The organism is Ramlibacter tataouinensis TTB310 (genome assembly GCF_000215705.1).
Classification (GTDB): Bacteria; Pseudomonadota; Gammaproteobacteria; order Burkholderiales; family Burkholderiaceae_C; genus Ramlibacter; species Ramlibacter tataouinensis.
On record NC_015677.1, the window covers coordinates 760,924 to 778,592 of the forward strand.

Below are 17,669 nucleotides of genomic sequence, written 5' to 3' on the forward strand. Positions count from 1 at the left end.
TTCAACCGCTGACATTCCTCAAGGAGACACGCATGAAAAACCTGACCCGCCGGCTGGCCCTCGCGGCTGCCGCCCTGACCCTGGCGGCCGGCGCCGCACCCGCCCTGGCGCAACAGGCCAGCCAGAAGCAGGTGGTCGGCGTCGCCATCCCGGCCGCCACCCACAGCTTCACCGCCGGCATCGTGTACTGGGCCAACCAAGCCAAGAAGGACCTGGAGAAGGCCAACCCCGGGCTGCAGGTGATCGTCAAGACCGCGGCCAATGCCTCCGAACAGGCCAACCAGCTGCAGGACCTGGTGACGGTGAACAAGATCAACGCGCTGGTGATCTTCCCGTTCGAATCGGCGGCGCTCACCAAGCCGGTGGCGCAGGTCAAGTCCAAGGGCATCTACGTCACGGTGGTCGACCGGGGCCTGACCGACACCAGCGCCCAGGACGCCTACGTGGCCGGCGACAACACCGCCTTCGGCCGCATCCCGGCCGAGTACATCGCCAAGGCCCTGGGCGGCAAGGGCAACATCGTGGCCCTGCGCGGCATCCCCACCACCCTGGACAACGAGCGCATGGAGGCCTTCAACGCGGTGCTCAAGAAGCATCCCGACCTGAAGCTGCTCGATGCCAAGCACGCCAACTGGAACCGCGACGACGCCTTCAAGGTGACGCAGGACTACCTCACGCGCTTCAAGAACATCGACGCGATCTGGGCCGCCGACGACGACATGGCGGTGGGCGTGCTGCGCGCCATCGAGCAGGCCAAGCGCAACGACATCAAGCTGGTGTTCGGCGGCGCGGGTGCCAAGGGCATGGTCAAGACGCTGATGGACGGCAGCAACCCGCTGATCCAGGCCAACGTGTCCTACTCGCCCAAGTTCATGTACGACGCGATCAAGCTCACCGCCGAGGCCAGGCTGAAGGGCCAGAAGCTGCCCGCCACCACCATCATCCCCTCGGTGCTGATCACCAAGGAGAACGCCAAGCAGTTCTACTTCCCGGACTCGCCGTTCTGACATGTCTCGCCCCATCACCCTGTTCACCGGCCAGTGGGCCGACCTGCCGCTGGCCGAGCTGGCGCCGCTGGCCAAGCGCATGGGCTACGACGGCCTGGAGCTGGCCTGCTGGGGCGACCACTTCAACGTGCAGGAAGCGCTGGCCTCGCCGCGCTACCTGCAGGACAAGTGGGCCCTGCTGCGCGAGCACGGCCTGACCAGCCTGGCCATCGGCAACCACCTGGTGGGCCAGGCGGTGTGCGACCCGATCGACGAGCGCCACCGGTCCATCCTGCCGCCCCACGTGTGGGGCGACGGCGACACGGAGGGCGTGCGCCAGCGCGCAGCCCGGGAGCTGGCCGACACCGCCCGGGCGGCCGCGAAGTTCGGTGTGGAGACCGTCACCGGCTTCACCGGCTCGTCGATCTGGCATGCCACCTACGCCTTCCCGCCGACCTCGCAGGCCTACTGGGACCAGGGCTTCGCCGACTTCGGCCGGCGCTTCGCCCCCATCCTGCAGGCCTTCGACGAGGCCGGCGTGAACTTCGCGCTGGAGGTGCACCCCACCGAGATCGCGTTCGACATCGCCTCCAGCCAGCGCGCCATCGAGGCGGTGGGCGGCCACCGCCGCTTCGGCTTCAACTTCGACCCCAGCCACCTGGCCTACCAGGGCGTGGACTACGTGAAGTTCCTGCGCACCTTCGCCGACCGCATCTACAACGCCCACATGAAGGACGTGTGGTGGGGCAGGGGCGACGGCACGGTGGGCGTGTTCGGCGGCCACACCAGTTTCGGCGACGCGCGCCGCTTCTGGGACTTCCGCAGCGTGGGCCGCGGCATGGTGGACTTCGAGTCCATCATCGTCGCGCTCAACGACATAGCCTACGCCGGCCCGCTGTCGGTGGAATGGGAGGACAGCCGGATGGACCGCGTGCACGGCGCCACCGAGAGCGCGGCCTTCTGCAGGCGGCTGGACTTCAAGCCGGCCGCCGGCGCCTTCGACGCGGTGTTCGCGCGGGAGCACCAGTGACCGGCTCCCACCGCAAGCTGCGCTACGCCATGGTCGGCGGCGGCCAGGGCGCCTTCATCGGCGCGGTGCACCGGCAGGCCCTGGCGCTGGACGGGCAGTTCGAGCTGGTGGCCGGCGCGCTCTCGTCCACGCCGGATCGGGCGCGCGCCTCCGGCCGCGCGCTGCGGCTGCCCGAGTCGCGCAACCACGGCAACTGGAAGGAGTTGCTGGCCGACGAGCTGCGCCGCGATGCCGCCGAGCGCATCGACCTGGTGGTGATCGTCACGCCCAACCACCTGCACCACCCGGTGGCATGCGCCTTCGTCGATGCAGGCTTCCACGTGGTGTGCGACAAGCCGCTGGTGCACACCGGCGCGCAGGCCGAGGAGCTGGCCGCCGCGGTGCGGCGCCAGGGCACGGTGTTCGGCGTCACCTACAACTACACCGGCTACCCGCTGGTGCGCCAGGCGCGCGAGATGGTGCGCGCGGGCGAACTGGGCGCCATCCGCAAGGTAGTGGTCGAGTACAGCCAGGGCTGGCTGGCGACCCCGCAGGAAGCGGGCGGCAACAAGCAGGCGGCCTGGCGCGCCGATCCGGCCCAGGGCGGCCTGGGAGGCGCCATCGCCGACATCGGCACGCATGCCGAGAACCTGGTCACAACGGTCACCGGCCTGCGAATTGAGAGCCTGTGCGCCGACCTCACCGCCTTCGTGCCGGGGCGGGCACTGGACGACGACGCGAGCGTGCTGCTGCGCTTCGAGGGCGGCGCCCGCGGCGTGCTGGTGGCCTCGCAGGTGATGACGGGCGTGGAGAACGGGCTGCGGCTGCAGGTAGCCGGTACCGGCGGCAGCCTGGAGTGGCACCAGGAGGACCCCAACCGCCTGCTGCACCGGCCGCTGGACGGGCCGGCGCGCCTGCTCACCCGCGGCGGGCCGGGGCTGTGCGAGGCGGCGCGCCGCGCCTGCCGGCTGCCGCCCGGCCATCCCGAAGGCTTCATCGAGGCCTTCGCCAACGTCTACCTGGGCGTCGCCGGCGCGGTGCGTGCCCATGCGCAGGGCCGCGCGCCGCAGCCGCTGGAGGCCGACCACCCGGGCATCGCCGAGGGCGTGCGCGGCGTGCGCTTCGTCGAGGCGGTGGTCGCGTCCGCCGCCAGCGCGCAGAAGTGGACGCCGCTGCCCGACTGAGCGGGCGCATGGCCGGTGCCGGGGCACTGGACCTACACTGGCGCATGCTTCGCTGGATCATCGTCATCTTCCTGGCCCTCATGCTGATCAGCTGGTTCAGCCCCATGCTGCAGAAACTGGGCTTGGGCAAACTGCCCGGCGACCTGCGCTTCCGGCTGTTCGGCCGCGAATGGTTCGTCCCGCTGACCACCACCATCCTGCTGAGCCTGCTGGCCGGCGGCATTGCCAGGCTGATCTGACATGCAGGCCTGCGTCGACATCGGTGGCACCAAGGTCGCCGCCAGCCTGGTGCAGCCGGGGGCGGACCTGTCGCGCACGCTGGTGCACCGCCAGTCCGAACCCACGGTGAAGGAGGGCGCCCGCACGGCGCTGGCGGGCCAGGTGCTGCGCCTGGTCGACCGGGCCTGCGCGCAGGCGGGCATCCCCGCCTCGGCCATCACCGAAGTGGCGGTGTCCTCCACCGGGCCGTTCCGGCTGCACGGGGGCCGGGCCGAACTGGTCACGCCCAACATCTGCGGCGGCATGGGTGAGCCCGGGCGCCTGCCCAACGACTGGACCTCCGTGCCCATGGAGGCGCCGCTGGCCGAACGCTTTCCCGCCGTGCGGATGGAGAACGACGGCATCGCCGCCCTGGAGGCCGAGCGCCGCTGGGGGGCGCTGCAGGGCCTGGACCACTGCGCGTACGTGACCTGGAGCACCGGCGTAGGCACCGGGCTGTGCGTGGGCGGGCGCGTGCTGCGCGGCAAGAACGGCAACGCCGGCCATGCCGGCCACAGCTATGTGGCCGACGCCGATCCCCAGGCCCTGTGCGGCTGCGGCAACCGGGGCGACCTGGAGTCGCTGGTGTCGGGCACGGCCATCAGGAGGCGCTTCGGCGACCGCTGGCCGGGTGCAAGCGCACTCATGGAGGCCGCGGGCAGCGGCGACGCGGCCGCCCTGGCGGTGGTGGACGATCTGTGCCGGGTGCTGGGCCGCGCGCTGTACAACCTGGCCGTCACGCTGGACCTGCAGCGCATCAGCCTGGGAGGCAGCGTGTTCCTGCACCACCAGGCACTGCTGCTGCCCCGGCTGCAGGCGCAGCTGCGCGGCCGCCTGCCGGCCCTCACCGACGGGTGCGACATCGTGGCGGCCGGCCTGGGCGAGCGCGTCGGCGACTACGCCGCGCTGGCCCTGCTGGCTGCCCCATGAAAACGGCCCCTGACCCATCGCGGGCGGGGCCGTGAGCTCAAGACCAGCGGCGGCGCGTCAGCGGTAACCCGGTTCGCTGGCGTTGTGGATGATCCAGATCAGGTTGCCCGAGCCGTACTGGAAGCCGGCCGGCCCTGCGAAGATCAGGCGGCCCTGGTTCTTGTAGACCAGCTCGTGGCGGTGGCGGTCGCTGCCGAAGTAGAACGGGATCCAGGCCTTGCCCGAGATATAGGTGCCCTGGTCGCTGGGCGCGCCCAGCATGTCGGTCACCTGCTTCATCGGCATGCCGATCTCCAGCCGGTTGAACCGGCTGCCGGACACCGGCTTGCCGGTGATCTCGCCTTCCCAGCCGTCGCGTCCCTTGACCTTGCGGCCTTCGCCGGCCGCCACCTTGGACGAGTCGGTCACCTCGCCGCGGCCGTTGACGCCACCGGCCGGTACCGGTGCCTTGGCGGCCGGTGCGGGCGCGGGGGCAGCCGCAGGGGCGGGGGCGGCGGCCGTTCCGCCACCCAGGCCCATCTGGGCGCAACCGGCGGTCAGCAGGGCGGCGCCGAACAGGGCGGCCAGGGTCGGGGTCTGTTGTTTGCGCATGGCAGTTCTCCTCCTCTTTGAAAGGTCTTCCATTGTGGGTGCGCGTCTTCGCCGGCGCCCATAGCTGGAGGGTGTGTTGATGCGCGCATGCAACGCCGCGACGCTGCCGTCGGCAGCAGGCGGACTTATGGATTACTTGGCCATCCGGGCCTGCACGGCCTCGACGCGCGCCCGGTGGATCATGTCCCCGATGTTCTTGCCGGCCACCCCGCTCGCGTGCGCGGCGTCGGCCACCGAGGCCGTGTCCACCGACCGGGCGGCGGCGAGCGCAGCCAGCAGCGTTTCCCGCTGCGGGTAGGGCCGCTGGTCCAGGCCGCCGCCGCGGCCGCGCGCGTCGCACTCGCAGGCCAGCAGGATGTCGGCAAAGCGCGCCGGCTTGCGGAAGGCATCGCAGCGCTCCAGCAACCGCACCACCGCGGCGGCGCCGAATTCGCCGCTGCGGTGGATGTTGCCGTGCTCGCGCGCCACCACGTCGGCCAGCTCGCGGCATTCGCCCGGCACCCGCAGCCGCTCGGCCAGGCCCTTGAGCAGCCGGGCGCTGCGTTCCTCGTGGCCGATGTGCCTGGGCAGGACATGGGCCGGGGTCGTGCCCTTGCCCAGGTCGTGCGCCAGGCAGGCGAAGCGCACCGGCAACGGCGCCTGCAGCCGTGCGCCCATGTCCAGCACCATCATCAGGTGCACGCCGGTGTCCACCTCCGGGTGGTACTCGGCGCGCTGCGGCACGCCCCACAGGCGGTCCACCTCGGGCAGCAGCCGGGCCAGCGCGCCGCACTCGCGCAGCACCCCGAACATGCGCGAGGGCCGCTGCTCCATCAGCCCGCGCGCCAGCTCCTGCCAGACGCGCTCGGCCACCAGGGCGTCGACCTCGCCGTCCTGCACCATGCCGCGCATCAGCGCCAGGGTCTCCGGCGCCACGGCGAAGTCGGCGAAGCGGGCGGCGAAGCGCGCCAGCCGCAGGATGCGCACCGGGTCCTCGCGGAAAGCCTCGGTGACGTGGCGCAGCACGCGCGCGCGCAGGTCGCGCTGGCCGCCGAACGGATCGATCAGCCGTCCCTGGGGATCGCGCGCCATGGCGTTGATGGTCAGGTCGCGCCGGGCCAGGTCCTGCTCCAGCGTCACGCCGGGCTCGGCATGGAAGGCGAAGCCGTGGTAGCCGCGCGCGGTCTTGCGCTCGGTGCGCGCCAGCGCGTACTCCTCGCGCGTCTCGGGATGCAGGAAGACCGGGAAGTCCTTGCCCACCGGCAGCCAGCCGGCGCGCATCATGGCCTCGGGCGTGGCGCCCACCACCACCCAGTCGCGGTCATGCACCGGCCGGCCCAGCAGGGCATCGCGCACCGCACCGCCGACTTCGTAGATCTGCATCGGGCCAGTGTACGGCCCGGCCAGCGGCGGGCAGCTCAGCCGTTGAGCTGCTGCCAGACCTGGCGGGCCTGCACGGCCAGCTGAGGTGGCGCCGGCGGCAGCGGCAGCCGGCAGTCGCCCACCTCCAGGCCCAGCGTGCGCAGCATCGCCTTGGCCGACATCGCGAAGACCCAGTCCTCGCCGCTGGCAAAGGCGAACGAGGGCAGCAGCCGCTGGTTCAGCTCGCGGGCACGCTGCACGTCACCCCTGCCGAATGCTTCGATCAGTTCCTTGAAGACCGGCGAGGTCCAGTGGGTGCTGGTGCCCACCAGGCCGACCCCGCCCACGGCGAGCAGCGGCAGGGTCAGCGCGTCGTCGCCCGCGTACAGGTCGAAATGCGCGCCGGCCTGCGCCACCAGGTCCGCCGCCGCGGCCGGATCGCCGGTGGCGTCCTTGAACGCGACCAGGTTGGGCACTTCGCGGAACAGGCGCAGCAGCACCTCCCGGGCGATGCGGCGGCCGGTGCGCAGCGGCACGTCATAGGCCATCACCGGCAGGCGGGTGGCGCCGGCGACGGCGCGCAAGTGCGCCTCCAGGCCGGCCTGGGGCGGCCGGGTGTAGTAGGGCGCCACCACCAGCACGCCGGCCGCGCCCAGGCCCTGCGCCCGGCGCGTGAGCGCCACGCTGCGCGCCGTGTCGCCGCTGCCGGTGCCGGCCAGCACCGGGATGGTGACGGCTTGCGCCACCGCCCGCACCAGGTCGCTGTGCTCCTCGTCGGTGAGCGAGGAGCCCTCGCCGGTGGTGCCCGCCACCACCAGAGCGTCATGGCCGCGGCCAGCCAGCCAGCGGGCCAGCCGCTGCGCCGCACCCAGGTCCAGCCGCCCCTGCGCGTCGAAGGGCGTCACCATGGCCGTCAGCACGGCGCCGAAATGGCGCGGCTGCGCCGCATTGCCGGCGGTGGCGTTCACCGCGCCGTCCGGTAGGGCTCCTCGAAATCGAGGAAGTCCTTCTCGGCCAGCGCATCGTCCACCCAGGCCTTCACGCCCGGCAGGGCGCCGACACGGCGGATGTAGTCGGTGACAGGCGCGGGAACCGGCAGGGCATAGGTCTTCAGGCGCATGCACACGGGCGCGAAGAAGGCGTCGGCGATGGAGAACTCTCCGAACAGCATTGGGCCGCCGTGCTGCTCCAGCAGCCCGGTCCACATGTCGACGATGCGCTGCACGTCGGCGCGCACTGCCGGCTGGTCGCGCCAGACCAGGGCGCCCACCTGCGGCAGCGTCGCCTCGATGTTCATCGGGCAGTGGCTGCGCAGGGCGGAGAAGCCCGCGTGCATCTCGGCGCAGACGCTGCGCGCCCGCGCGCGGGCACGGGTATCGCGCGGCCACAGCGCCCGCTCGGGAAAGCGCTCGGCCAGGTATTCCGCGATCGCCAGCGTGTCCCAGACCGCGAGGTCCCCGTCCACCAGGACCGGCACCAGGCCCGCGGGGCTCACCGCCGCCACCGTTTTCTGGAACGCGGAATCGGCGTCCCGGTCGAAGCGGACCTTGACCTCCTCGAACGGGATGCCGGCCTGGCGCAGCAGCACCCAGGGCCGCATGGACCAGGACGAGTAGTTCTTGTTGCCGATGTAGAGCTTGAGCACGCGCGTTCTCCTCGAATGCAGCGCATGCTAGCGGCCGCCGCCGGCGCATTGATGCAAAAAAGTCGGCTGATTGATGCGGCCCGTGCGGCCGGCTTGCGTCGACGGCTGTTCGTGTTATAAACCAGATGGTTAAATAACCGATTGGCTTTTCATGGCGACCGACGCACTGAGCCTGGCCTTCGCGGCGCTGGCCGACCCCACCCGCCGCATGCTGCTGGCCCGCCTGGCCCAGGGTGCGACCAGCGTGAACGAACTGGCGGCGCCCTTCGACATGAGCACGCCGGCGGTCTCCAAGCACCTGAAGGTGCTGGAGCGCGCAGGCCTGGTGGAAACGGGACGCCTGGCGCAGGCCCGGCCGCGCCGGCTGGTCGCGCAGCCGCTGCAGGCGGCGGCCCAGTGGCTGGAGGTTTACCGCCCGCTCTGGGAGGCGCGGCTGGACCGGCTGGACGGCTATGTGCGCGAGCTGAAGGCAGCCCGTGAGCAGGGCGGCAACGGCCCACCCGGCGCCAAGAGGCCCGGCCGCGCCGGTGCGCCGCCGCGGTCCCCGAACCCCCCGCGCAAGAAAAGGAGCTGACATGCCGAACCCGATGCACACCGACCGGCCACAAGCCGGGCACGCCCTGGTCATCACCCGGGTGCTCGACGCGCCGCCTGATCTCGTGTTCGAAGCCTGGACGTCGGCCGACCACCTCCAGCGGTGGTGGTACCCCCGCCAGGACGGCCGGGACTTCGTCTGCACGTCGTTCGAGATGGACTTCCGCGTCGGCGGTGCCTACCGGTACTCGATCCGCTCGCCGCAGGGGCAGGACTACCCAGCCCACGGCACCTACCTGGAGATCGCGCCGGGGCGGCGGCTGGTGTTCACCTTCCAATGGGACGGTCCGGCTTCGCCCCAGACCTTGATCGCCGTGGACTTCGAAGCCCTGGCCGGCGCCAGGACGCGCCTGACCTTCACCCAGGAGGCGTTTGCCGATGCGGCCGACCGAGACTCGCACGAGAGCGGGTGGAGCGACGTGCTGGACCGGCTGGCCGAGGCGCTGGCCGTGCGGGAGAAAAGGGCATGACGGCCGCGTTCCACGGCTCCTGCCACTGTGCCGCGGTCCGGTTCCGCTGCGAATTGGAGGTCCAGCAGCCCACCAGCCGGTGCAACTGCTCGATCTGCCGCAAGTCGCGCTTCTGGAAGACCCTGGTGGCGGGCGACCGGTTCACGCTGCTGCAGGGCCGCCAGGCCCTCGCCGAGTACCGCTTCGGCAGCCGCAGGATCGCGCACATGTTCTGCCGCCACTGTGGCGTGAAGGTCTATGGCCACAGCGGCGCCGAGGCGTTCGGGCAGGAGTTCTACGCCGTGAACCTCGCATGCCTGGACGACGTGCGCGACGAGGACCTGGCCGCCCTGCCCCTGGCCTACGAGGACGGGCGGCACGACGACTGGGCATCCGCGCCCGCGGTGACCTGCATCCTCTGAGCCGCGGGCAGGCCGGCGTCAGTCGTCCGTCTTGCGCGGGCCCTCGTCCTTGCCCATCAGCCGCCGCACCGGTTTCTCGGACATCAGCACGCCCAGGGCCAGCAGCGCGCTGAACACCGCGATGGCCTCGCGGCCCAGGCCCGCCGTCATGCCGATGGCCGACGTCATCCACAGGCCGGCCGCCGTGGTCAGGCCGCGCACCTGGTCGTCCTGGGCCGACTTCAGGATGGCGCCGGCGCACAGGAAGCCGATGCCCGCGACCACGCCCTGGATCACCCGGCTCAGGTCGCCGGGCTCGATGCCGGACTGCAGCGCGGCGAGCACGAACAGGGCCGAGCCCAGCGACACCAGCATGTGCGTGCGCAGTCCCGCGGCCTTGCCGGCGTGCTCGCGCTCGTAGCCGAGCATCGCACCCAGCAGCGCCGCCAGCAGCAGGCGCAGCACGATGCGGGTGATGTCCTCCAGGTCGCGGAAGTCCGAGAACTCGGCCGCGAGGGTGGCCAGGATCCGGTCGCCCACGTCCATCAGGGCAGGTCCGCGCTGGGCTCGGGCAGGCTGGCGTCGCGCGGCCCCACGCTGCCCAGGCGCGCCTTGAGCGACTGCGGCTGGCCGGTGAGCAGCGCGGCGTAGGCCGTGGTGTTGGCCAGCACCTTCTTGACGTAGTCGCGGGTCTCGCCGAAGGGCACGTTCTCGGCCCAGGCGGCGGCGTCCATCACGGGGCCGTTGCGCCAGGCGCGCGGGCGGCTGGGACCGGCGTTGTAGGCGGCCGCGGCCAGCGGCATGGAGCCGCCGAAATCGTCCAGCACCAGCTTGAGGTAGCCGGTGCCGATGGCGATGTTGGTCTCGCGGTCGTTCAGCTGGTCGACCTTGAAGCCCTGCAGCCCGATGCGGCGCGCCGTCCAGCGGGCCGTGCCGGGCATCACCTGCATCAGCCCGGAGGCGCCCACGTGCGAGCGCGCGTCCGTGACGAAGCGGCTTTCCTGGCGGATCAGGCCGTACACGTAGGCCGGGTCCAGGCCGATGTCCTGGCTGCGGCGCACCACCGACGCCTGGTGGGGCGTGGGGAAGCGCTGCTGGACGTCGAACTCGACCTTGGTGCGCTCGCTGGTGTTGATGCAGCGGTCCCAGACCTGGCTGTCGCAGGCCAGCTGCGCCGCCGCCAGCAGTTCGCGGTCGTTCATGCCGCCGGGCCGGTGCAGGTTGGTGGTGTAGTTCCACTCGCGCACGCCCTCGGGGCGCAGGCCCAGGGCGATGGCCTGCAGCCCGCGCGCCAGCCCGGGGTTGAGGCGGGCGGCCTCGCGCTCCTCGTCGGTCAGCGGCGCCGGCCGCGCGGGCAGCACGATGCGGTGGCCCAGTTCCTCCAGCGCCAGCTGCTCGTAGAAGCCGCGCGGCGATGCCAGCGCCGCCAGCAGGCGGCGGGACTCCTCGCGCCGGTCGTCCCCGCCCACGCCCATCAGGGCGCGGGCGCGCCAGTAGGTCCATGCCGGCTCGCGACGCAGTTCCTCGCTCATGGCGTCGGTGGCCGCCAGGATGGATTTCCATTGCGGCCCGCCGGCGGTGCGCAGGGCGGCGCGAACCTTCCAGGCCAGCATGTCGTCGCTGAGGTCCGAGTCGCGGCTGACGCGGGCGTAGTAGCCGGCCGCTTCCGGCTCCAGCCGGGTCGCGGCCTGCTTGCCGATCGCGCCCCAGACCCAGTTGCGCTCCTCCGGCGAGAGCATGGGCCCCCACTTGTTCTCCAGCTGGGCGGCGGCCTTCTCGCTGTCGCTGGAGGCCAGGCGGATCAGGGCCAGCACCACCAGCTCCTTGCGGGTGCGCGAGGCCGCGAAGACCCGGCTGGTGAGGAACTTGGTGGGGCTGGCATTGAGCTCCTTCAGGCCGGACAGGGCTTCGGGCTCCACCATCTCGACGGCCGCCGCGGCGGCCTGCGGGCGGTTGTGCTCCGTGGCCAGGCGGGCCTTGCGCCAGACGTCGGCCTCGGCGAGCCGGCCGCGCCCGACCTCGCCCACCAGGCCGCGCGCGGCCAGGGTGCAGGCGTCCTCGGGGTCGCGCTGCGCGAACCACAGCCGGCGCACCTCCTCGGCCAGGGCCGGCGAGGCGCCTTCGCGCTGCTGCTGCACCGCCAGGGCGTAGCAGCGCACCTGCGGGTCGTCGTTCATGCGAAAGCGCGGGTACTCCTGCGCGAAGGTTGCCCAGTCGCGCCGCAGGCCCAGCTGCAGCAGCCAGTCGTTGCGCAGGCGGTCTTCCTGGTAGGTGCCGGCGTAGCGGGTGAGGAACTCCTGCACCTCCTGCGGCGTGGCCGTCTCCAGCCGCGCGCGCAGCTCCCAGTAGGCGGCCCAGGGCTCCAGGGCGTGGCCGTGCACCTCGGGCAGCAGCTGCGCCAGGCGGGCGCGGTCGTTCCGCTCGAAGGCCTTGGCCATCTCCAGCAGGGCATCGTCGCCGCGACCCGGCGGCAGGACATGCTGTGCCTGCCCGGGGCCGGCCAGCACGGCCGCGAGCAGTGTCAGAATCGTTCTCAACTTCATCGAGGGATTATGGACAAGTCGGAAGAGAAAAAGGCGCTGCGGGCCCAGCTGGTCCAGGCGCGCCTGGCCATGCCGGACCGGCTGCGCGCCGCCTCCGAACTCCAGCGCGTGATGCGCATCTGGCTGGTGGGCAGGGCCGACACCGTGATCGGCGCCTACTGGCCGATCAAGGGCGAGTTCGACCCGCTGCCGGCGCTGCACCGCTGGAAGGAGGACGGCGAGCTGCAGGGCCGGCCGCAGCCGCGCCGCATCGGCCTGCCGGTGGTGGACAAGCTGCACAAGACCCTGAAGTTCCACGCCTGGTTCCCCGGCTGCCCGATGGAGGAGGACGCCTACGGCATCCCCAAGCCCAAGGACACCGAGGTGATCGTGCCCACGCTGCTGTTCGTGCCCTGCGTGGGCTACGGGCCCGGCGGCTTCCGGCTGGGCTATGGCGGCGGCTTCTACGACCGGACCCTGGCCGAGCTGCGGCCGCGGCCCTTCACCGTGGGCCTGGGCTTTTGCAACGCCTTCCTGCCCGACCTGGAGCCCGAGCCGCACGACGTCCCGCTGGACGCCATCCTGAACGACAACGGCGTCGTCTGGCCGGTGTGACACCCTGGGAAGCCCGCGCGTGAAAACCCTGACCCGGATCCTGATCGCCCTGCTGGCCGTGCTGCTGCTGGCCGCCGCCGTCCTGCAGCTGACGGGCCACGGCTACTTCTGGAAGGCCCTGCGCTACACCTACCTGCAAGGCCACAACACCGCGCACATCGACGATGCGCGCAACTTCATCCAGGCCCCGATCACCGGCGGCCCGCCCCAGCCCTGGCCGGCGGCGGCCGCCCCGCGGCCGCTGTCCGACGCCATGCGGCAGTACCTGCAGACGCACCGCAGCGCCGCCTTCCTGGTGGCGCACCGCGGCGCGCTGGTGCACGAGAGCTACTTCCCGCCCTACGGCCCGGACAGCCGCACCAACGTCTTCTCCATGGCCAAGACGGTGACCACCCTGCTCGCCGGCGCGGCCGTTGCCGACGGGCTGGTGCCCGGCTTCGACGCGCCGCTGTCCACCTGGGTGGGCGAGTACGCGGCGCACCCGCAGGGCCGCTCCGCCACCCTGGCGCAGCTGTCGGCCATGACCGCCGGCCACGAGTGGACCGAGAACTACTACCTGCCGCTCAACCCCACGACCGAGCTGTACTTCGCCGGCCATGCCGCGGCCACCGTGCTGCGCCACGGCTTCGAGCGGGCGCCGGGCAGCGGCTACGAGTACAGCAGCGCTTCCACCCAGCTGCTGGGCATCGCCCTGCAGCGGGCGCTGCAGGTGCGCGAGGGCGGCCTCACGCTGGCCGGCTACGCGTCGCGCCGGCTGTGGCAGCCGCTGGGCCTGCAGGACGCGAGCTGGAGCCTGGACGCGCCGCGCGAGCGCGGCGGCATGGAGCTGGCCTACTGCTGCATCCACACCTCGGCGCGCAACATGGCCCGCCTGGGGCAGCTGCTGCTGCAGGAAGGCCAGTGGAACGGCCGGGCGGTGCTGCCCGCCGACTTCGTGCGGCGCATGACCTCGCCCAACGGCCAGGTGGACTACTACGGCCACGGCCTGTGGATGGACCCGGGCCACAGCCCGCCCTTCTACTTCATGCAGGGCCACCTGGGCCAGTACACCATCGTCGTTCCCTCGGCGCAGCTGGTGATCGTGCGCCTGGGCCAGTGGCGCACCAAGGAACGGGGCCGCCACGCCGTCATCCCGGAAGAGGTGTACCTCTACGTGCAGGAGGCGCTGGCCCTGGTGGGCGGGCCTTCCAAGCAGGCGGCCGGTCGCTAGTCGATGAAGTCCACGGTGTCCGGGTCGGGCACCTCGCCGATGGTCTCGCGGGTGCGCTTGCTCTGCGCCATCATCCAGTCGCGGAAGGCCGCGATCTCCGGCCGCTGCGCGCCGCGCGGCCCCAGGATCATCCAGTAGGCCATGGGCGACTCCATGCGCAGCTGGGGCAGCGGCTCGATCAGGTCGCCGTTGGCCAGGTGCTCGGCCACCATGGGCAGGCGCGCCAGCACCACGCCCTGGCCGGTGAGGGCCGCCTGCACCATCTGGTAGGCGTAGTTGAAGTACAGCCAGCGCTTGGGCTGCAGCTTCGGCTGCTGCTGCTCGTCGAACCAGCGGCGCCAGGTCAGCCACTCCAGGTGGGTGCGGTGCGCGTCGCCCGCCTCGATCAGCGCGAACTGCGCCAGGTCGGCCGGCTTCTTCAAGGGACCGCCGGTCTTGAGCAGCCAGGGGCTGACCACCGGCGTGAGCTGCTCGCCGAACAGCCGCGCCGCCTGCGCCGGCATGGTGGCCATGGGACCGTAGCGCAGGGCCAGATCCACGTCGGCCAGCTCCAGGTCGAGCGTGGTGTCCGAGGCGTCGATGCGGATGTCGATGTCCGGGTGCTCGCGCTGGAACTGCTCCAGCCGCGGGATCAGCCACATGGACGCGAACGAGGCGAAGGTGGTGAGCGAGACGTTCTTGCGCCCGGCGCTCTGGCGGATCTGGCGCACCGCGCCGTCGATGCGCGGCAGGCTCTGCGACACCGCCAGCAGCAGCTGGGCACCGGCGCTGGTCAGCTCCACCGCGCGGGTGTGGCGCAGGAACAGGCCCACGCCCACCTCCTCCTCCAGCGCCTGGATCTGCCGGCTGACGGCCGACTGCGTCAAGGCCATCTCCTCGGCGGCGGCGCGGAAGTTCAGGTGGCGGGCCACCGCCTCGAAGGCGCGCAGGTAGCCCGCCGAGACCGGCCGGCTGCGCAGGTGGGTTTGCGAGTGCTGCATGGGGATTGATGCGGAACGCGAATGAATAGCCTAGCCGCATTTCATTGGACTGCCAAGCCGCCGGCGCCCATCATCCCATTGCAGACAAGCCCAACCGGAGCGCCGCCATGGAGTTCAGATCGCAAGCCGCCACGCATCAATCGCCCGCCGCCGCCAAAGCCGCCCTGGCGGGCACCTGGAAACTGGGCGTGCGCCAGGCGGTGAGCCTGGCGCCGCGCGAGCCGGGCGTCTTCACCGTGGCCCATGGCCGGCTCTGGGTGACCTTCGACGGCCCGCACGCCGGCCCCGCCAACGACTGGGGCGACCGGGTGCTGGGCGCCGGCGACCGGCTGGTGCTGGGGCCCGGCCAGCGCCTGGTGGTCGAGCCCTGGGACTGCCGGCAGGCCGGCTATTTCAGCTGGGATCCCTTGCCCCACGCCGTGCCGGTGCGCTCGGCCCGGATGGTCCCCCTGCTGCAGGCCGTGGCCGACCTGCGCCTGGCGTTGGTGTTCGGCGCCGGCGCGTCGCTGCGGCTGCTGCGCGGCATCGGCCATGCGGTGCTGGGCGCCGCGCCGCGGCAATCGGCGCCGGACGTCTGCTGCCCGCGTGGTGCGATGGGCTGAGGCTTTCCCCCCGCCGGGCGAAGAGGGGCAGGGGGAGAAGGGGGTAAGGCGAGGAGCTCCTACAGCCCTGCAAGCAGGCCAGCACCCCTATTGATCAGGCTTCTGCGAACCTGGGCAGGGATAATGCCCGGCACCTGCCTGCCCCATGGCCCGCCCCAAGTCCCAGCAACACGACATCAAGCGCGACGAGATCCTGGACGTGGCGGCGCAGTGCTTCGCCGACCGCAGCTATCCCGCCGCCAGCATGAACGACATCGCCGCGGCCTGCGGCGCGTCCAAGGCCCGGCTCTACCACTACTACGAGAGCAAGGAAGCCATCCTGTTCGATCTGCTGGACCGCTACACCCAGCGGCTGCTGGCGCTGATCGCGCAGGCCGAGGCCACCGCGCAGCGGCGCAACCTGGACGACCGCGCCGCGCTGCACGAGCTGGTGCGCGCCTTCCTGCAGGAGTACGAGACCTCGGCCACCCGCCACGTGGCGCTGCTGAACGACACCAAGTTCCTGGGCCCGGCGCAGCGCGAGCTGGTGCTGGACCGCCAGCGCGACGTGGTCTCGGCCGTCACCCGCTTCCTGCGGCGCGCCTACCCGCAGCGGCTGCAGGCGGGCAACCAGACCGCCGTGACCATGATGCTGTTCGGCATGATCAACTGGACCTTCACCTGGCTGCGTCCGGGCGGCGCCATGAGCTACGCCGCCTTCGCCGAGGAGGTGATCGCCATGCTGGAGCACGGGCTGAAGGGATGACCGCGCGCCACGTCGTCGTCATGGGCGTCTCCGGCTGCGGCAAGTCGGCGGCGGGGCAGGCGATCGCGCGGGCGCTGGGCCTGCCCATGATCGAGGGCGACGCCTTCCACCCGCCCGGCAACATCGCCAAGATGCAGGGCGGCCTGCCGCTGTCGGACGCCGACCGCGCCGGCTGGCTGGACACGCTGGCGGCCGAACTGGCGCGGCATCCCGGCGGCGCCGTGCTGGCCTGCTCCGCGCTCAAGGCCGCCTACCGCGAGCGGCTGCGCCGCGCCGTGCCCGACCTGCGCTTCGTGCACTTGGCGCTTACGCCCGAGCAGGCACTGGCCCGGGTGGCGGCCCGGCCCGGCCACTTCTACCCGCCCAGCCTGGTGGGCAGCCAGTTCCAGGCGCTGCAGGACCCGGCCGGCGAGCCCGGCGTCACGGTGGTGGATGCGACGCTGCCGCCGGCCCAGGTGGTGGACCGCGCGCTGGCCGGCTTGGCCGCAGGGCGATTCAACAATCCGTAATCGATTACGGATAGGTAAAATCGACCGCTTCCGCGCCGGCGCCGATGCTGGTGCGCACCAGGAGACACGATGTCCAAAGCCTTCGCCAGCCAGGCCGACCTGGCCGACAAGAAGATCACCTTCGAGCAGCTGTCCGCCCACTGCTGGGCCTACACCGCGGAGGGCGACCCGAACTCCGGCGTCATCATCGGCGACAGGTTCATCATGGTCAGCGACGCCACCGCCACGCCGGCCATGGCGCGCGACCTGATCGCCAGGATCCGCACCGTCAGCGACAAGCCGATCAAGTACGTGCTGCTCACGCACTACCACGCGGTGCGGGTGCTGGGCGCCAGCGCCTACTTCGCCGAGGGCGCGCAGGAGATCATCGCCAGCCAGGGCACGCTGGAGCTGATCATCGAGCGCGGCAAGGAGGACATGCAGTCCGAGATGGAGCGCTTCCCGCGCCTGTTCCGCAACGCCGAGACGGTGCCGGGCCTGACCTGGCCCACCCTGGTGATCGGCGGCGGCAACCCGGTCCAGGGCGAGGTGCCCGGCCGGCTGACCGTGGACCTGGGCGGCGTCCAGGTGCAGATCTGGCATCCCGGGCCCGGCCACACCCGCGGCGACACCATCGCCTGGGTGGCGCAGGAGAAGGTGCTGTTCTCCGGCGATCTGGTGGAGTACGAGGCCGGCGTGTACACCGGCGACGCGCACCTGGAGGAATGGCCCGCCACGCTGGAGGCGCTGCGCGCCCTCAACGCCGAAGCCATCGTGCCCGGCCGCGGCGAAGCCATGAAGGGCAGCGCCCAGGTGAACCGGGCGCTGGACTACACCAAGCGCTGGGTCGAGACGCTGTACCGCTGCGCCCGCGAGGCCGCGCAGGCGAACATGGACCTCAGGTCCGCGATGGCGCACACGCGCAAGGCGATGGACCCGGTGTTCGGCCACGTGTTCATCTACGAGCACTGCCTGCCCTTCGACGTCAGCCGCGCCTACGACGAGGCGCGCGGCATCAAGAACCCCCGCATCTGGACCGCCGAACGCGACAAGGAGATGTGGGCGTCGCTGCAGGCGTGACCGCCAGTCTGTAGTCCGCCGACTACATGCTCAGCGGCA

The 17,669-nt window shown here is 71.8% G+C and carries 21 protein-coding genes; 14 read left to right on the top strand and 7 right to left on the bottom strand.

Features of this window, described 5'->3' with window-relative positions:
- Positions 1-32: 32 nt before the first annotated feature.
- From RTA_RS03740 to RTA_RS03760, 5 genes are read left to right on the top strand one after another with little or no spacing between them, the layout of a single operon-like run.
- Positions 33-1,007: a substrate-binding domain-containing protein gene (locus tag RTA_RS03740; protein WP_013900044.1), complete on the top strand. Its 975-nt coding sequence runs from the start codon at positions 33-35 to the stop codon at positions 1,005-1,007.
- A 1-nt stretch (position 1,008) separates the two neighbouring features.
- Positions 1,009-2,016 carry a sugar phosphate isomerase/epimerase family protein gene (locus tag RTA_RS03745; protein ID WP_013900045.1) on the top strand — a complete coding sequence of 336 codons (1,008 nt, stop codon included), beginning with the start codon at positions 1,009-1,011 and terminating at the stop codon, positions 2,014-2,016.
- Between the two features lie 29 nt (positions 2,017-2,045).
- Positions 2,046-3,179, top strand: a complete 1,134-nt coding sequence (locus tag RTA_RS03750; RefSeq protein ID WP_049871357.1) for a Gfo/Idh/MocA family protein — start codon at positions 2,046-2,048, stop codon at positions 3,177-3,179.
- A gap of 44 nt (positions 3,180-3,223) precedes the next feature.
- The gene (locus RTA_RS03755) at positions 3,224-3,418 is read left to right on the top strand and encodes a DUF2905 family protein (protein WP_041676046.1); all 195 of its coding nucleotides are present in this window, start codon (positions 3,224-3,226) and stop codon (positions 3,416-3,418) included.
- Position 3,419: 1 nt separating this feature from the next.
- Positions 3,420-4,367: an ROK family protein gene (locus RTA_RS03760; RefSeq protein ID WP_013900048.1), complete on the top strand. Its 948-nt coding sequence runs from the start codon at positions 3,420-3,422 to the stop codon at positions 4,365-4,367.
- A 57-nt stretch (positions 4,368-4,424) separates the two neighbouring features.
- Here the strand turns inward: RTA_RS03760 and RTA_RS03765 are convergent, their stop codons facing one another.
- The 4 genes from RTA_RS03765 to RTA_RS03780 form a co-directional block, all read right to left on the bottom strand.
- Positions 4,425-4,958 carry a hypothetical protein gene (locus RTA_RS03765; RefSeq protein WP_013900049.1) on the bottom strand — a complete coding sequence of 178 codons (534 nt, stop codon included), beginning with the start codon at positions 4,956-4,958 and terminating at the stop codon, positions 4,425-4,427.
- A gap of 132 nt (positions 4,959-5,090) precedes the next feature.
- On the bottom strand, positions 5,091-6,320 hold the full coding sequence (locus RTA_RS03770) for a multifunctional CCA addition/repair protein (RefSeq protein ID WP_013900050.1): 1,230 nt from the start codon (positions 6,318-6,320) through the stop codon (positions 5,091-5,093).
- A gap of 35 nt (positions 6,321-6,355) precedes the next feature.
- Complete coding sequence (gene dapA / locus RTA_RS03775) at positions 6,356-7,267, bottom strand: 4-hydroxy-tetrahydrodipicolinate synthase (RefSeq protein ID WP_013900051.1); 912 nt, start codon at positions 7,265-7,267, stop codon at positions 6,356-6,358.
- The gene (locus tag RTA_RS03780) at positions 7,264-7,944 is read right to left on the bottom strand and encodes a glutathione S-transferase family protein (RefSeq protein ID WP_013900052.1); all 681 of its coding nucleotides are present in this window, start codon (positions 7,942-7,944) and stop codon (positions 7,264-7,266) included. Before RTA_RS03780 ends, dapA begins: the two co-directional genes overlap by 4 nt.
- 151 nt (positions 7,945-8,095) lie before the next feature.
- Here RTA_RS03780 and RTA_RS03785 point away from each other — a divergent pair, with 151 nt between their 5' ends.
- Genes RTA_RS03785 through RTA_RS03795 form a run of 3 tightly spaced genes read left to right on the top strand, consistent with a single transcriptional unit; the run spans position 8,096 to position 9,409 of the window.
- Positions 8,096-8,518 (top strand): ArsR/SmtB family transcription factor, encoded by a 423-nt coding sequence (locus RTA_RS03785; protein WP_013900053.1) that lies wholly within the window; start codon positions 8,096-8,098, stop codon positions 8,516-8,518.
- Between the two features lies 1 nt (position 8,519).
- Positions 8,520-9,008, top strand: a complete 489-nt coding sequence (locus RTA_RS03790; RefSeq protein WP_013900054.1) for an SRPBCC family protein — start codon at positions 8,520-8,522, stop codon at positions 9,006-9,008.
- Complete coding sequence (locus tag RTA_RS03795) at positions 9,005-9,409, top strand: GFA family protein (RefSeq protein ID WP_013900055.1); 405 nt, start codon at positions 9,005-9,007, stop codon at positions 9,407-9,409. The genes RTA_RS03790 and RTA_RS03795 overlap by 4 nt, the downstream gene beginning before the upstream one ends.
- A gap of 18 nt (positions 9,410-9,427) precedes the next feature.
- Here the strand turns inward: RTA_RS03795 and RTA_RS03800 are convergent, their stop codons facing one another.
- Both RTA_RS03800 and RTA_RS03805 read right to left on the bottom strand, forming a co-directional pair.
- On the bottom strand, positions 9,428-9,934 hold the full coding sequence (locus tag RTA_RS03800; RefSeq protein ID WP_013900056.1) for an MgtC/SapB family protein: 507 nt from the start codon (positions 9,932-9,934) through the stop codon (positions 9,428-9,430).
- Entirely contained in the window at positions 9,934-11,931 is a 1,998-nt protein-coding gene (locus RTA_RS03805) for a lytic transglycosylase domain-containing protein (protein ID WP_013900057.1), read from the bottom strand. The genes RTA_RS03800 and RTA_RS03805 overlap by 1 nt, the downstream gene beginning before the upstream one ends.
- 9 nt (positions 11,932-11,940) lie before the next feature.
- Here RTA_RS03805 and RTA_RS03810 point away from each other — a divergent pair, with 9 nt between their 5' ends.
- Together RTA_RS03810 and RTA_RS03815 are read left to right on the top strand one after the other, a co-directional pair.
- Complete coding sequence (locus RTA_RS03810) at positions 11,941-12,525, top strand: 5-formyltetrahydrofolate cyclo-ligase (protein WP_013900058.1); 585 nt, start codon at positions 11,941-11,943, stop codon at positions 12,523-12,525.
- 19 nt (positions 12,526-12,544) lie between these two features.
- The gene (locus tag RTA_RS03815; RefSeq protein WP_013900059.1) at positions 12,545-13,735 is read left to right on the top strand and encodes a serine hydrolase domain-containing protein; all 1,191 of its coding nucleotides are present in this window, start codon (positions 12,545-12,547) and stop codon (positions 13,733-13,735) included.
- Here the strand turns inward: RTA_RS03815 and RTA_RS03820 are convergent.
- Positions 13,732-14,715 carry a LysR substrate-binding domain-containing protein gene (locus RTA_RS03820; RefSeq protein ID WP_013900060.1) on the bottom strand — a complete coding sequence of 328 codons (984 nt, stop codon included), beginning with the start codon at positions 14,713-14,715 and terminating at the stop codon, positions 13,732-13,734. The genes RTA_RS03815 and RTA_RS03820 overlap by 4 nt on opposite strands.
- Positions 14,716-14,822: 107 nt before the next feature.
- Here RTA_RS03820 and RTA_RS19635 point away from each other — a divergent pair, with 107 nt between their 5' ends.
- The 4 genes from RTA_RS19635 (at position 14,823) to RTA_RS03840 (ending at position 17,630) form a co-directional block, all read left to right on the top strand.
- Positions 14,823-15,317, top strand: a complete 495-nt coding sequence (locus RTA_RS19635) for a DUF2917 domain-containing protein (protein WP_013900061.1) — start codon at positions 14,823-14,825, stop codon at positions 15,315-15,317.
- Between the two features lie 145 nt (positions 15,318-15,462).
- Positions 15,463-16,062, top strand: a complete 600-nt coding sequence (locus RTA_RS03830; protein WP_013900062.1) for a TetR/AcrR family transcriptional regulator — start codon at positions 15,463-15,465, stop codon at positions 16,060-16,062.
- Positions 16,059-16,571 (top strand): gluconokinase, encoded by a 513-nt coding sequence (locus RTA_RS03835; protein WP_013900063.1) that lies wholly within the window; start codon positions 16,059-16,061, stop codon positions 16,569-16,571. Before RTA_RS03830 ends, RTA_RS03835 begins: the two co-directional genes overlap by 4 nt.
- 69 nt (positions 16,572-16,640) lie before the next feature.
- Positions 16,641-17,630, top strand: coding sequence for an MBL fold metallo-hydrolase (locus RTA_RS03840; protein WP_013900064.1), 990 nt, complete (start codon positions 16,641-16,643; stop codon positions 17,628-17,630).
- The last annotated feature ends 39 nt before the right edge of the window (positions 17,631-17,669 follow it).

Bases quoted from the DNA above. Each gene is read 5' to 3' on its own strand.
- RTA_RS03770 (WP_013900050.1), bottom strand. From the start codon at position 6,320: ATGCAGATCTACGAAGTCGGCGGTGCGGTGCGCGATGCCCTGCTGGGC.
- RTA_RS03835 (WP_013900063.1), top strand. From the start codon at position 16,059: ATGACCGCGCGCCACGTCGTCGTCATGGGCGTCTCCGGCTGCGGCAAG.
- RTA_RS03820 (WP_013900060.1), bottom strand. From the start codon at position 14,715: ATGCAGCACTCGCAAACCCACCTGCGCAGCCGGCCGGTCTCGGCGGGC.
- RTA_RS03750 (WP_049871357.1), top strand. From the start codon at position 2,046: ATGGTCGGCGGCGGCCAGGGCGCCTTCATCGGCGCGGTGCACCGGCAG.
- RTA_RS03790 (WP_013900054.1), top strand. From the start codon at position 8,520: ATGCCGAACCCGATGCACACCGACCGGCCACAAGCCGGGCACGCCCTG.
- RTA_RS03785 (WP_013900053.1), top strand. From the start codon at position 8,096: ATGGCGACCGACGCACTGAGCCTGGCCTTCGCGGCGCTGGCCGACCCC.
- RTA_RS03765 (WP_013900049.1), bottom strand. From the start codon at position 4,958: ATGCGCAAACAACAGACCCCGACCCTGGCCGCCCTGTTCGGCGCCGCC.
- RTA_RS03745 (WP_013900045.1), top strand. From the start codon at position 1,009: ATGTCTCGCCCCATCACCCTGTTCACCGGCCAGTGGGCCGACCTGCCG.
- RTA_RS03740 (WP_013900044.1), top strand. From the start codon at position 33: ATGAAAAACCTGACCCGCCGGCTGGCCCTCGCGGCTGCCGCCCTGACC.
- RTA_RS03810 (WP_013900058.1), top strand. From the start codon at position 11,941: ATGGACAAGTCGGAAGAGAAAAAGGCGCTGCGGGCCCAGCTGGTCCAG.
- RTA_RS19635 (WP_013900061.1), top strand. From the start codon at position 14,823: ATGGAGTTCAGATCGCAAGCCGCCACGCATCAATCGCCCGCCGCCGCC.
- RTA_RS03805 (WP_013900057.1), bottom strand. From the start codon at position 11,931: ATGAAGTTGAGAACGATTCTGACACTGCTCGCGGCCGTGCTGGCCGGC.
- RTA_RS03840 (WP_013900064.1), top strand. From the start codon at position 16,641: ATGTCCAAAGCCTTCGCCAGCCAGGCCGACCTGGCCGACAAGAAGATC.
- RTA_RS03830 (WP_013900062.1), top strand. From the start codon at position 15,463: ATGGCCCGCCCCAAGTCCCAGCAACACGACATCAAGCGCGACGAGATC.
- RTA_RS03800 (WP_013900056.1), bottom strand. From the start codon at position 9,934: ATGGACGTGGGCGACCGGATCCTGGCCACCCTCGCGGCCGAGTTCTCG.
- RTA_RS03755 (WP_041676046.1), top strand. From the start codon at position 3,224: ATGCTTCGCTGGATCATCGTCATCTTCCTGGCCCTCATGCTGATCAGC.
- RTA_RS03760 (WP_013900048.1), top strand. From the start codon at position 3,420: ATGCAGGCCTGCGTCGACATCGGTGGCACCAAGGTCGCCGCCAGCCTG.
- RTA_RS03795 (WP_013900055.1), top strand. From the start codon at position 9,005: ATGACGGCCGCGTTCCACGGCTCCTGCCACTGTGCCGCGGTCCGGTTC.